Source organism: Streptomyces capparidis (genome assembly GCF_054782095.1).
On record NZ_BAAGTD010000014.1, the window covers coordinates 26,179 to 38,822 of the forward strand.

A 12,644-nucleotide genomic window follows, 5' to 3' on the forward strand; every position below is an offset into this window, starting at 1 on the left:
GCTGGTCTTCTCCGGGGTCGGTCGTCGATGGTCGGCCTGCCACGGGGTCGAGGGGGGTCGGGGCGGTGCCGGGGTGGCCCCGGGCGGATCCGGCCCGGCCGTGCGGCGTGACGGGCCCTCCCCATGATCCCACGCCCCCCGCGGCCCGGCCACGGCACCGCGGACCGCCGCGGGGTGCGGCCCCGTGGCCCGCCCGCGCCGGGAACGAGGCACCATGAGTCGGGTGGAGCCCCTCAACGAGATCCAGTCCGAGCGTCCGGCCCCGCCCGGCCAGGCGCCGCCCGACGGTGACCGCCCGCGCCTCGCCGCCCGTCCCCGCGGGCCCGGGCGGACGGCGGACGCCGGTGCCTCCGACGAGGCCAAGCGGCGCGGGGTGCGCCGGATGAAGCTGATCGCCACGGGGCTGCTGCTCCTGGCGACCGTGGTGTACGCCCTGGCGCGCTGGGCCGAGGAGTCCGGCGCCGGGGCGTGGGCCGGCTATGTGGCGGCGGCGGCCGAGGCCGGGATGGTGGGCGCGCTGGCGGACTGGTTCGCGGTGACCGCCCTGTTCCGGCGCCCCCTGGGCCTGCCGATCCCGCACACCGCGATCATCCCCACCAAGAAGGACGCCTTCGGCCGCAGCCTCGGCGACTTCGTCGGGGAGAACTTCCTGTCCGAGGACGTCATCCGCACCCGGCTGCGGGCGGTCGGCGTCGGCAGCCGGCTGGGCGCCTGGCTGGCCGAGCCCGCGCACGCCGAGCGGGTGACCCGCGAGCTCGCCGCGGCGCTGCGCGGCACGCTGGCCGTGCTGCGGGACTCCGATGTGCAGGCGGTGGTCGGGGAGGCGGTGACCCGGCGGGCGGGCGCGCAGCCGGTGGCGCCGGCGCTGGGCCGGATGCTGGAGAAGGTGGTGTCCGACGGCGGCCACCGCAGGCTCGTCGACCTGGTGTGCGTGCGGGCGCACGACTGGCTGGTCACCCACCGCTTCTCGGTGATGGAGGCGGTCACCGAGGGCGCGCCGGGGTGGACGCCGCGGTTCGTGGACCGGCGGGTCGGCGAGCGCGTCTACAAGGAGCTGCTGCGCTTCGTCACCGAGATGCGGGACTGGCCGGAGCACCCGGCGCGCGGGGCCGTGGACCGGTTCCTCACCGACTTTGCCGGTGAGCTGCGGGACGACCCGGACACCATGGCCCGGGTGGAGCAGCTCAAGTCCGACGTGCTGGCCCGCGACGAGGTGCAGGAGCTGATCCGCTCGGCGTGGAACGCGGTGCGGGCCATGGTGGTGGCGGCGGCCGAGGACCCGGACAGCCAGTTGCGCAGGCGGGCGCGCTCGGCGCTGCTCTCGCTCGGGGTGCGGCTGCGGGACGACCCGCGGATGCGGGCGAAGGTGGACGGCTGGCTGGAGGACGCGGCGACATACGTGGTGGCCACCTACCGGGACGAGATCACCGCGCTGATCACGGACACGGTGGCGAGCTGGGACGCGGAGCAGACCTCCCGCAAGATCGAGGCGAACGTGGGCCGGGACCTCCAGTTCATCCGCATCAACGGCACGGTGGTGGGCGCGCTGGCCGGTCTGCTGATCCACACGGTGTCGCACACGCTGGGCGGCTGACCCGGGCCGGCGGCCGGCCTTCCGACGGCGGCCCGTCCCCGGTGCCCGCCGCCCTGGACGCCCGCCGTCCCGGATCCCGCCGTCCCCGGTGCCCGCCGTCCCCGGAGACGAAGAAGCCCGGGCCCCGGCCGCGAACGGCCGGGGCCCGGACCTACGACGATGCGGGCTGTCTCCGTGTCTCCGCTTTCCCTCAGTGCATGACCACCGGGACGGGCGCGTCCTCCGCGCCCTCGCCCGAGCCGCCCTTGGCCAGGGTGGCCGCGTCCGGCCGGCCCGCGTTGATCATGAAGAAGCCGATCAGCGTGGACACCACCAGGATGGCGACGGCCCACCAGATGGCGACGGAGTAACCGTGCACCGAGCCCTGGTTGAACAGGGCCTGCGGCGAGATCCCGTCGTCGCCGTGCGACTTCAGGTACGCGGTGGTGGCGCTGGCCGCGATGGTGTTCAGCAGCGCCGTGCCGATCGCGCCGCCGACCTGCTGCGAGGTGTTGACCATCGCGGAGGCGACACCGGCGTCACGGGGCTCCACCCCGTACGTGGACAGGCTCATGGCCGGCATGAACGAGGTGCCCATGCCCAGGCCGAGCAGCACCTGCGCCGGGAAGATCAGCCCCCAGAAGGAGCTGTCCACCTCGAGCTGGGTGAGCATCAGCATGCCCACCGCCGAGAGGGCGAAGCCGGGACCCATCAGCATCCGGGCGGGGACCCGGGTCATCAGCCGGGCACCGATCTGGGTGGAGCCGATGATCATGCCGATGACCATGGGCATGAACGCGAAGCCGGTCTTGATCGGCGAGTACTCCTTGACGCCCTGGAGGTAGAACGTCAGGAACAGGAACAGGCCGAACATGCCGATGATGGCCAGGCCGAGCGAGAGGTAGACACCGGCGCGGTTGCGGTCGGTGAGCACGCGCAGCGGCAGCAGCGGCGCCTTGACCTTGGACTCGACGTACACGAACGCCGCGAGCAGCACCGCCGAGGCGACGAACATGCCGATGGTGATACCGGCGCCCCAGCCGTCGGACTCCGCCTTGGTGAAGCCGTACACCAGGGCGACCAGGCCCGTGGTGGCCAGCACCACGCCCGGGATGTCCACGGGGTCGGTGTTGCGGTGCTCGGCCCGGTCGCTGATCACGGCCATCGCGCCCAGGGCGGCGATGATGGAGATCGGGATGTTCACGAAGAACGTCCAGCGCCAGTCCAGGTACTCGGTGAGCACGCCGCCGAGCAGCAGGCCGACCGCGGCGCCGCCGCCGGCGATGGCGCCGAACACGCCGAACGCCTTGGCCCGCTCGGTCGGGTCGGTGAAGGTGACCGCGAGCAGCGACAGCGCGGCGGGGGCGAGCAGGGCGCCGAACAGGCCCTGGAGGCCGCGGGCGCCGAGCATCATGGCCTCGTTCGCCGCGGCGCCGCCGAGCGCGGACGCGAGCGCGAAGCCGATCAGGCCGGTGATGAAGGTGCGCTTGCGCCCCCACATGTCGGCCACCCGGCCGCCGGCGAGGAGGAGACCGCCGAAGGCCAGCGCGTAGGCGGTGATGACCCACTGGCGGTTGCCGTCGGAGATGTTCAGGTCCTCCTGGAGGGAGGGCAGGGCGATGTTCACGATGGTCGCGTCGAGGACGACCATCAACTGGGCGAGCGCGATGAATATGAGCGCGGTCCAGCGCCTGGGGTCCGCGCCCGCGGAGGTGGTGGAACTCATGCGGAGTGTGCTCTCAATCGTCGGAATGCCGCCCGCAGGCCCTGCGGAGGTCGGCGAGCGTGAAAGTGGTCCCGGACAGCTCCGAGCGCCCGGGAGCGCGCAGCCCGTCCAGCAGGATGTCGAGGTGCCGGTGCACGAAGCTCTCGACGGCGACACAGGTCGTGCCGGGCAGTGGCCGGGTGAGCTGGGTGAGCGCGACCGTCAGGTCGCCCACGCCCACGTCGGCACGCATCATTCCGGAGGACTGCGCCAAGGTCATCAGGTTTTCCACGGCGGCCATCAGGCGCTGCCTCGCCTCCTCGAACTCCGCGTCGTCCTCGGCGGCGTAACCCGCGAGCGACGGCAGAACGGCTCCGAGGCGGCGGTCGGCCGCGCGGTGGGCGAAGCGCCGCACGGCGGCGAACGCGTCCGGCTCCTCGGCGAGCGCCCGGTCCGCCTCTTCGGCGAGCGCGCGCATCACCTCGGATCCGACCTGGACGATCAACTGCCGGCGGTCGGCGAACCTGCGGTAGACGGTGGCGTTGCCGACTCCCGCCCGGCGGGCGATCTCGTCCAGCGAAACCTCGGGCCCGTGTTCCACGAGGGCGTCGCACGCGGCAGCGATGATGCGCTCCCGGTTGCGGCAGGCGTCCGCCCGCAGGCGAGGTTTCGTCGTCTTCACGTCAGGTGCAAACGGGGAGTCGTTCCCCGGTTATTTCACCCGTGGGTGTGACCCTGATCACACGCACGTTCGGCTCCCCCGGGCCGTGCCCGGAGGAGCCGAAGGAGGACGGTGCGGCGGGAACGCTACCGCGGGCGCCGCTCCAGCGCCTCGTTGTACCCGTCGAGCCCGGCGACGCGGGCGGTGCGGGCGCTCGCCGGGGTCTGCGGCTCCCCGGCCCAGCGCCGCAGATGGGCGGTGGCCTCGGCGCGATCGGGGGCGGTCAGCCGGGAGATGTTCGCGCCGTGGTTGGCGCCGGGCGCGGTGTAGGTGTGCACGTCCTCGCTGCCGCGGCCCGCGCGGAACGGCTCGGCGCGCCACGGGTCGTCGGAGCCGTACACGAACAGCAGCTCGCTGCCGCGCAGTCGCACCCACCGGTCCACGTCCGGCATCACCCACGGCTGGAACCGCATCGGGATCTCCCGCGGCACGTAGCTGCGCGGCTGGTAGATCCCCGGGTAGCGCAGCAGTCCGCGCAGGTGCGGGGTGGCGAACGACGGCGAGCCGAGCTGGGTGCCGGCCTGGTAGAAGTACGGCGTGTACGGGGCCAGGCCCTGGTCGGTGTAGAAGGCGAACCCGGACACCTCGTCGATGAACGAGTACAGCGCGTCGGTGGAGGCCGTGGGCGCGGGCACCTCGCCGCACGCCTCCTCGCCGCTGTACTGGCGGAACGCCCACACCAGGTCGAGCACCACGTTCTCGTACGCCCGGTCCGCGCCGCCGACCACCCGGAAGGTGGCGCCCTGCGCGTCCGCCCACCGCTGGTAGCGCGCCACGATCTCCTCGCGCCGCACCAGGGCCTCGCGCTGCACCGCGTTCAGCGCGTCGCGGCAGCGCTCGGTGCCGACCTCGGCGAAGAACCGGGTGTACGCCGAGTCCTCCCGGTCCACCACGTCGTTCGGCGCCACGTACGCCACCGTGCCGTCCACGTCGTGCGGGTAGAACCGGCGGTGGTACACCGACGTCATGCCGCCCTTGCTGGCCCCCGTGGAGATCCACTTCCCCCGGTAGATGTCCTTCAGCGCCCGCACCAGGCGGTGGTGGTCGGTGGCCGCCTGCCAGATGGTCAGCTTGGACCAGTCGGCGGGCTCCTGGGGCCGGGACGGGGTGAAGAACCGCTGCTCGGTGGAGATCTGGTTGCCGTCCACCAGTTGCGCGGGCTCGGAGCGGAACGCGGTGGTGCGCACGTTGTAGCCGCTGGTGTGCAGCACCATCGGCCGGTCCTCGGACTTGTGCAGCAGGGTCAGCCGCTGCTCGAAGGTGCCCTCCCAGGGCCGGGCGTGGTCCACCGGCTGCCGGTACGCCAGCAGGAAGAAGCGGTGGCCGGGGGCGGGCTCGGACTCCTGGAGCACCCGCATCCCGGGCACGGCCTCCAGCCTGGCCCTGACGTCCTGCCGGGCCTCGTCGGAGCCCGCGCCCGCGGTGGCGGCGCGCGCCGCGTCGGGCTCCGCGAGCGCCGGGGACGCGGCCCCGGCCGTGAGCGTGCCCGTGACCAGGACCAGGGACGCCAGCCATCCGGCGAGGCAGCGCTTGGAGACCCCCACCACAGCCCTCCCACCAAGGGTGAGTCGCCGGCGCGCCGGTCGCGCGCCGCGCACAGGGCAGTGACGGTAGGGGACGGGTGGCGGGCGGCGCCAGAGCGCGCTCCGGCGCACCGTCAGCGGCGGCGGCCCTCGTCTCCTCCCCCGATCGGAGGCGAGGGATCCGCCGCCCGGGGTCAGCCTGCGCGACCGGCTCTCTAGCCGTCGTCCTGTTTCGGTGTGGCCCGAAAAAGGGTGTCCGAGGAAGAATTCCGAGCGTGGTGTACCGGATCCACTTCACCGCCGAGGACTTGGCGCGCACCCGCGTGGCCCGCTCACCCTGGCCGCTGTGGGAGTTGGCGCTCGCCGTCCGCGGCCTTCAGTCGCGCGACAACCCCGCCCGTATGGGCCACTGGCGGCGCGAGGTGCTGGGCGACCTCCCGCCGCAGGCCCGCGCCCTGTTCGAGCTGATACCGCCGAACGGCGAGGCCCCGCGGTTCCTCACGCCGGCCGTCCCGGGCAGCGTCGCCGAGGTGGTCGAGCAGGTGCGCTCCACCCCGGCCCGGCGCGTCCGCGCCGAACTGGCGGAGCTCGCCGCCAAGGGCCGGCTGCCCTCCTGGGCGCACCGGCTCGCCGACGACCGCCAAGCCCTGTCCGCGCTCGCCGACACCCTCGCCCAGGTGCACGCCAGGGCCATCGCCCCGTACTGCGCCCAGGTGCGGGCCGAGCTGGACTCCGACCACGCGCTGCGGGCCAGGGAGCTGGTGGACGGCGGCGTGGAGCGGCTGCTCGCCGGGCTCTTCCCCGGCCGGGTCCGCTGGCGGCCGCCCGTGCTGGAGCTCGCCCTGGCCGGCGGCGCCGAGGGCAACCTGTACCTCAGGGGCCAGGGCCTCCTGCTCAAGCCGTCCGCGTTCCTCTACGCCGGCCCCGTGGTGGACGCCGAGCGGGAGCCGCAGCCCGTGGTGGGCTACCCCGCCAGGTACGAGGAGTCGCTGCCGCTGGGCGCCGGGGCCCTCACCGCCCGCCCGGAGCGCCCGGCGAACGCCCTGGTGTCGCTGCTGGGCCGCACCCGGGCCACGGTGCTCAGCACGGTGGCGGAGCGGCCCGGCTGCACCACCACCGAGCTGGCCGCGATCGCCGGCATCGCCCTGGCCAGCGCCAGCGAGCACGCCGCGGTGCTGCGGCAGGCCGGGCTGATCATCACCCAGCGGCACCGCAACACCGCCCTGCACTCGCCGACGGTGACCGGGATGGCGCTGCTGAACAACGGGTGACGGCGGGCACGCGCGAAGGCGCGCCCCGGCGGCGCGGCGGGTTCGCCTCGCCCGGGCGGGGCGCCGGTGCCGACGCCCGGCGGCCCGGCGGCCAGGGGCCGCCGGGCCGGTGGAAGGGCGGGTGGGTGCCGGGGCGGTGGGTCCGGCGCGTCGTGCCCGGTGCGCCCGGCGCGCTGCCCGGTGCGGCGGGCGCTGGTGGCGGGCGTCGCCGTGGCGCGCCGGTGGTGCCGCCGCCCCGGCCGGCCGCCCGGGGGCCGGGCGGCCGGGGCCCGGTGTCAGTCCTCGCCGAGGACGGCCCGGGCCCGCGGCACGGCGGCCTCACGCAGCCGTGCCAGATCGGTGAACTCCTGCCGGAAGCGGGCCCGTACCGCCGCCCGGTGCTCCCGGTCCAGCGCCCGCGCGGTGCGGGCCAGCGGGGTGGAGGTGGCGCAGGCGGCCTCGGCCACGGCGGTGCGCGCCTCCTCGGCCCGCGCCTTGGCCGCGGTCAGGCCGCGCGTGCCGCGGTCGAGCCTCCGGCGCAGCTCCCCCGGCCCGGAAAGGCCGGGAAATCCGCGGTCGCGCATACAGGCGGACCAGCGGGCCTCCGCCCGGGTATAGCGAGCATCCCCGGTCACCTTTTCCCGAACGAATCCATCCAGGTTTTGTGTGATTTTCTCGGCCCGATACCAGCGGGGCAGATCCCGGTACAGCGCGGCCCGCGCACGCGCCGCACATCCCCGGTCGCTCGCGCTGATCCGCACGCCCCCGGCGAGCCGCACCGACAATTGCCGGCCGGTTCCCTCGAGGGCCCGCTTCCAGGCGTGCCGCCGCTCCGGGGAAAGCCCCGCGGGATACGCGGCACCGGGTGTCGCGCCGCCCTTTCCGGCCGGGCGCCGCGCCCGGTCCGACCCGTAGCCGTGGGCGCGCGCCCAGGCCACGTCGTCCACGACGAACGGGAACTGCCGCGCCCGCGGTTCCCGCTCCGCCCGCCGCTCCTGGTAGCGGAAGCCCGCCCGCTCCATGCACCGCCGGATCAGCCGCTCCTCCGCCCGCTTCAGCAGCGCCGCCCGCTCGTCGCCGCCCGCCCGCGCCGAGGCGGCCGCGCCGCCGGGCACCGCGGCCCGCCGCTGCGCCCGCTCCTCCACCGGGCCGTTCAGCGCCGACACCACCGAGGTGACGAGCATGATGACGGCCACGGCATATCCCGCAAAGAAACCCTGAGGTTTCACCGTTCCCCCGTTTGTTCCCCCGTTGAGCACTTCTCCCCGTGCGCCGCCGCCACCCGTCACCGTCGTCGTCGCCGTTCGGGCGGCGGCGGCACGGAATCCACTGTGCGACCCGCGGCTCCGCCGCGCCACACCTTTCGACGCAGCTCGAATACCTGTGGCGGTTGAAATCCGGAAGCCCGGCGCCCGATCCTGGACGACGACGGGGGTCGGTGCGGAAACGCGGCGCCACGGGGCGCCCGCCGGCGCCCGCACGGGGGGAATTCCGCGATGCCGCTGCGCATTCATTTCAGCGACGACGACTTCGCCAACAGCAGGGTGGCCCAGGCGCCCGACCCCATGTGGGAGGTGCTGCTGAGCCTGCACATGCTCCAGACCCGGGACGCGCCGCGCACCTTCGGCCTGTGGCGGGCCAGGACCAGGGAGCAGTTGCCGCCCTCGGCCCGGGCGCTGCTCGACCTCGCCCCGCCGCGCGGCTACTCGCCGGACTTCCTCACCCCGGCCGGGGCCGCGGGCGGGCTGGACCTCGGGATCGGCGCGCTGCTGTCCACCGCGCGCACCCGGCTGCGGGCCGACCTGGCGGAGCTGGCCGCCGAGCGGCGCCTGCCCGGCTGGACCCGCGCCCTCGCCGACGGCGACCCGGCCACCCTGCGCGGGCTCGCCGCCGCGGTGCGCGCCTACCACCGGGTGGCGCTGGCCCCGTACTGGCCGCGCGTCACCGAGCGGTTCGCCGCCGGGCTCGCCGCCCGCACCCGCGCCGCGCGGCAGGGCACCTGGGCGGAGCTGATGACGGACCTGCCGCCCGGCATGGTGTGGCGGGCCCCGGTGCTCACCCTCACCGGCCTGCCCGCCGACCGGGACCTGCACCTGCGCGGGCGGGGGCTGCTCCTGCTGCCGTCGTTCTTCTGCTGGCACCGCCCGACGGTGCTGCGGGACCCGGGCCTGCCCCCCGTGGTCGTCCACCCCCTGCTGCGCCCCGGGCCCCGGGCCGGGTCGGACGCGGCGCCGCCCGGCCCGCTGCTGCCGGCCGGGCCCGCCCCGTCCCGGGCCGGCCCGGCACCCGCCGCGGGGGCCGGCCGTGGCCTGGCCGCGCTGCTCGGCCGCACCCGCGCCGTCGCGCTGGAGGCCGTGGCGCTGGGGCGCCGCACCACGACGGAGCTGGCCGACGCGGTCGGTGTCTCGGCCGCGACGGCGAGCCACCACGCGGCCGTGCTGCGCGGGGCGGGCCTGCTGTCCACCCGGCGGGACGGCGGGGCCGTGCGGCACACCCTCACCCCGCTGGGCCTCGACCTGCTGGACGGCGGGCGCCACCTGGGCTGACGCCGCGCCCGCGCGGTGACGGCCGCTCCTCGGGACGGGTCTTGCGCACGGTGGGGCGGGAGCACAGCATGGGGTGGCCCGCCGGGCCCGCCCGGCGTCGGCGCGACCTTTTCCCTACCACCACCGAGGTGTTGCGTTGAAGCTGCTGCGAGTCGGTGCGGCCGGAGCCGAGCGCCCGGCACTGCTGGACGCCGACGGGGTCCTGCGGGACCTGTCCGGTGTGGTGCCCGACATCGGGCCCGCGCTGCTCGCCGAGCCCGGCGGCCTGGACCGGATCCGCGCCGCCGCGTCGGCCGGGCTGCCCGCGCTGGACCGGGCCGGGCTGCGCGTGGGGCCGCCCCTCGCCCGCCCCGGCAAGATCGTGTGCATCGGGCTCAACTACCACGACCACGCGCGGGAGACCGGGGCGGAGATCCCCGCGGAGCCGATCCTGTTCCTCAAGGCCCCGGACACTGTGGTCGGCCCGGACGACACCGTGCTGGTGCCGCGCGGCAGCGCCAAGACCGACTGGGAGGTGGAGCTCGCGGTCGTCATCGGCCGCACCGCCCGCCACCTGGACAGCGCGGAGGAGGCGCTCGGGCACGTGGCCGGGTACGCGGTCGCGCACGATGTCTCCGAGCGGGCCTTCCAGTTGGAGCGGGGCGGCCAGTGGGACAAGGGCAAGAACTGCGAGACGTTCAACCCGCTCGGCCCCTGGCTGGTCACCGCCGACGAGGTGCCGGACCCGCAGGCGCTGTCGCTGCGGCTGTGGGTGAACGGGGAGCTGAAGCAGGACGGCACCACCGCGGAGATGATCTTCCCGGTGGGGGAGCTGGTGCGGTACCTGAGCTGGTTCATGACGCTGTACCCCGGCGACGTCGTCAACACCGGCACCCCGGCGGGCGTCGCCCTGGGCCACCCCGACCCCAAGCCGTTCCTGCGGGCGGGTGACGTGGTGGAGCTGGAGATCGAGGGCCTGGGCCGTCAACGCCAGGAGTTCGCCCAGGCATAGGACCGGGCTCCGCGGGGCGCCCCCGGCCCGGGGGCGCCCCGCGGGGTCAGAGTTCCACGGTGCGGTGCTCCGCCGCCGAGCGGCGGGCCGCCTCCAGCACCCGCAGGGCGGTGACCGCCTCCACCGCCTGCACCGGCGGCGGCGTTCCCTCGCGCAGGGCCGCCGCGACGCCCGCGTAGTACGCCGGGTAGTCGCCGGGCAGCGTCGGCACCGGGCGGGTGTCGTCCCCCGCGCCCAGCGTCCCCCACAGCTCCTCGGGCTCGGTGCCCCAGGTCTCGTCCCGCGACGACACCGGGCGGGCGCCGTCCCGCAGCGCGGCCTCCTGCGGGTCGAGCCCGTGCTTGACGTAGCCCGCCCTGGTGCCCAGCACCCGGAAGCGGGGCCCGAGCCGCGCGGTCACCGCGCCCATCCACAGGTGGGAGCGGACCCCGGAGTCGTGCAGCAGCGCCACGAACACGTCGTCGTCCGCGCCCGCGCCGGGCCGCCGCACGTCCACCTCGGCGTACACCGTGGCCACCGGCCCGAACAGGGTGAGCGCCTGGTCCACCAGGTGGCTGCCCAGGTCGTACAGCAGCCCGCCGACCTCCGCCGGGTCGCCGGACTCGCGCCACCCGCCCTTGAGGTCGGGCCGCCACCGCTCGAACCGGGACTCGAACCGGAGCACCTCGCCGAGCTCCCCGTCCTCGATCAGCCTCCGGACGGTGCGGAAGTCGCCGTCCCAGCGCCGGTTCTGGAAGACGCTCAGCAGCAGGCCCCGCTCGGCGGCGAGGTCCGCCAGCGCCAGGCCCTCGGCGGCGCCGCCCGCCAGCGGCTTGTCCACCACCACGGCCGCCCCGGCCTCGAGGGCGGCGCGGGCCAGGGGGACGTGGGTGCGGTTGGGGGAGGCGACGACGACCAGGTCGGGGCGGTCGGCCAGCAGCTCGTCGAACGTGGCCACCACCCGGGCGCCCGGGTGGGCGGCCTTCGCCTGCTCCTGGCGTCCGGGGTTGGCGGTGACGATCGTGGACAGGGCGAGCCCGTCCGTCGCCTCGATCAGCGGAGCGTGGAAGACGGAGCCGGCGAGGCCGTAGCCCGCGAGCCCGACGCGCAGGGGAGTGGCGTTGCTGCTCATGCCGGGAACTTAAGCAACGCTGTTGCCAAAGCGCAAGGCGGCCCCACAATGAACGCGTGACGACGCCACCCGCCGCGACCCGCTCCACACCCACGGGCCCCGGGGCCACCCTGCCCGCCGTCCGCTCCCACAACGACGCCCTGGTGCTGCGCCTGCTGCGCTCCGCCGAGGCCGCCCGCGCCGGAGGGCTCAGCCGGGTCGAGCTCGCCGCGCGCACCGGCCTCACCCCGCAGGCCGTCAGCAAGATCGTGGGACGCCTGCGGGACGAGGGCGTGGTGGACGAGGCCGGACGCGGCGCCTCCACCGGGGGCAAGCCCCGCACCCTGCTCCGCCCGGTACGCGGGGTGCGCTACGCGGTCGGCGTGCACATGGACCGGGACGAGCTGACCGTGCTGCTCGCCGACCTCGCCGACCCGGTGGGCCGCACGGTGCGGGAGGCCGTCGTCCCGTTCGACCTCACCGCCCCGCGGCGGCGGGTCCTGGACACCGTCGCCGGGCAGGTGCGGGCCGTGGCCGGGGACGCCGCGGGACGGGTGCTCGGCGTGGGCGTGGCCTGCCCGGGGCCGCTGGACGAGCCCGCGGGGACGCTGCGCCGGGTCACCTACGCCGCCGGGTGGGACGGCTTCCCGCTGCGGGACGCGCTGGCCCGCGGGACCGGGCTGCCCGTGGTGCTGGAGAAGGACACCAACGCGGCCGTGCTCTCCGTGCTCGGCCCCGCCGGCGGCGACACCCTGGCCTACCTGCACCTCGGGACGGGCCTGGGCGCCGGGCTCGTCCTCGGCGGCGCCCTGTACCGCGGGGCGCGGCACAACGCGGGGGAGTTCGGGCACCAGGCCGTCCAGCTCGACGGCCCCCTGTGCGGGTGCGGCAGCCGGGGCTGCCTGGAGGCGCTGTGCCTGGCCGCGCTGGACGCGGGCGACGTCCAGGGCGCGGCCCACCTGGTGGGCGTGGGGGCGGCGAACCTGCTGCGGCTGCTGGACATCGACCGGGTGGTGCTGGGCGGGCGGGCGGTGCTGGCCGAGCCCGGCCTGTACCTGCGCGAGGTGGCGGCGGTGCTGGCGGAGCGGGTCCCGGACCCGGAGTGGCAGCGGGTCGAGGTGGGGCTGGCGCCCGGCGGGCCGCGGACGGTGGCGCTGGGCGCGGCCGAACTCGTCACCGCGGTGCCGCCCCGTCCGTTCCCGGGGCGTCACCATGCCGTCGGAACGCGCGCTTACTCTTGAGATC

The 12,644-nt window shown here is 75.8% G+C and carries 10 protein-coding genes; 5 read left to right on the forward strand and 5 right to left on the reverse strand.

The window, feature by feature from the left end:
- Nucleotides 1-214: 214 nt before the first annotated feature.
- Nucleotides 215-1,594 (forward strand): DUF445 domain-containing protein, encoded by a 1,380-nt coding sequence (locus ACYVO2_RS13785; protein WP_461008040.1) that lies wholly within the window; start codon nucleotides 215-217, stop codon nucleotides 1,592-1,594.
- Between the two features lie 190 nt (nucleotides 1,595-1,784).
- Here the strand turns inward: ACYVO2_RS13785 and ACYVO2_RS13790 are convergent, their stop codons facing one another.
- The 3 genes from ACYVO2_RS13790 to ACYVO2_RS13800 all read right to left on the reverse strand — a co-directional run bounded on the left by ACYVO2_RS13790 (nucleotide 1,785) and on the right by ACYVO2_RS13800 (nucleotide 5,543).
- Nucleotides 1,785-3,299 (reverse strand): MFS transporter, encoded by a 1,515-nt coding sequence (locus ACYVO2_RS13790; protein WP_461008041.1) that lies wholly within the window; start codon nucleotides 3,297-3,299, stop codon nucleotides 1,785-1,787.
- Between the two features lie 13 nt (nucleotides 3,300-3,312).
- Nucleotides 3,313-3,960, reverse strand: coding sequence for a TetR/AcrR family transcriptional regulator (locus ACYVO2_RS13795; RefSeq protein WP_461008042.1), 648 nt, complete (start codon nucleotides 3,958-3,960; stop codon nucleotides 3,313-3,315).
- Between the two features lie 125 nt (nucleotides 3,961-4,085).
- The gene (locus ACYVO2_RS13800) at nucleotides 4,086-5,543 is read right to left on the reverse strand and encodes a S28 family serine protease (protein ID WP_461008043.1); all 1,458 of its coding nucleotides are present in this window, start codon (nucleotides 5,541-5,543) and stop codon (nucleotides 4,086-4,088) included.
- Between the two features lie 254 nt (nucleotides 5,544-5,797).
- Between ACYVO2_RS13800 and ACYVO2_RS13805 the strand changes: the two genes are divergently transcribed.
- A complete protein-coding gene (locus ACYVO2_RS13805) occupies nucleotides 5,798-6,793 on the forward strand; it encodes a winged helix-turn-helix domain-containing protein (RefSeq protein ID WP_461008044.1) in 996 nt (331 codons plus the stop codon).
- Nucleotides 6,794-7,068: 275 nt separating this feature from the next.
- Here the strand turns inward: ACYVO2_RS13805 and ACYVO2_RS13810 are convergent, their stop codons facing one another.
- Nucleotides 7,069-7,968, reverse strand: coding sequence for a hypothetical protein (locus ACYVO2_RS13810; protein ID WP_461008045.1), 900 nt, complete (start codon nucleotides 7,966-7,968; stop codon nucleotides 7,069-7,071).
- Nucleotides 7,969-8,268: 300 nt separating this feature from the next.
- On the opposite strand from ACYVO2_RS13810, the gene ACYVO2_RS13815 reads away from it, so the two are divergent.
- On the forward strand, nucleotides 8,269-9,318 hold the full coding sequence (locus ACYVO2_RS13815) for an ArsR family transcriptional regulator (protein WP_461008046.1): 1,050 nt from the start codon (nucleotides 8,269-8,271) through the stop codon (nucleotides 9,316-9,318).
- A gap of 136 nt (nucleotides 9,319-9,454) precedes the next feature.
- Complete coding sequence (locus tag ACYVO2_RS13820) at nucleotides 9,455-10,309, forward strand: fumarylacetoacetate hydrolase family protein (RefSeq protein WP_461008047.1); 855 nt, start codon at nucleotides 9,455-9,457, stop codon at nucleotides 10,307-10,309.
- Nucleotides 10,310-10,355: 46 nt separating this feature from the next.
- Here ACYVO2_RS13820 and ACYVO2_RS13825 read toward each other — a convergent pair whose 3' ends face one another.
- Nucleotides 10,356-11,420 (reverse strand): Gfo/Idh/MocA family oxidoreductase, encoded by a 1,065-nt coding sequence (locus tag ACYVO2_RS13825; RefSeq protein WP_461008048.1) that lies wholly within the window; start codon nucleotides 11,418-11,420, stop codon nucleotides 10,356-10,358.
- A gap of 56 nt (nucleotides 11,421-11,476) precedes the next feature.
- Between ACYVO2_RS13825 and ACYVO2_RS13830 the strand changes: the two genes are divergently transcribed.
- Complete coding sequence (locus ACYVO2_RS13830; RefSeq protein ID WP_461008049.1) at nucleotides 11,477-12,640, forward strand: ROK family transcriptional regulator; 1,164 nt, start codon at nucleotides 11,477-11,479, stop codon at nucleotides 12,638-12,640.
- Nucleotides 12,641-12,644 lie beyond the last annotated feature (4 nt).

Excerpts from the sequence above, each read along its gene's own strand:
- ACYVO2_RS13825 (WP_461008048.1), bottom strand. The coding sequence starts at position 11,420 with ATGAGCAGCAACGCCACTCCCCTGCGCGTCGGGCTCGCGGGCTACGGC.
- ACYVO2_RS13790 (WP_461008041.1), bottom strand. The coding sequence starts at position 3,299 with ATGAGTTCCACCACCTCCGCGGGCGCGGACCCCAGGCGCTGGACCGCG.
- ACYVO2_RS13815 (WP_461008046.1), top strand. The coding sequence starts at position 8,269 with ATGCCGCTGCGCATTCATTTCAGCGACGACGACTTCGCCAACAGCAGG.
- ACYVO2_RS13785 (WP_461008040.1), top strand. The coding sequence starts at position 215 with ATGAGTCGGGTGGAGCCCCTCAACGAGATCCAGTCCGAGCGTCCGGCC.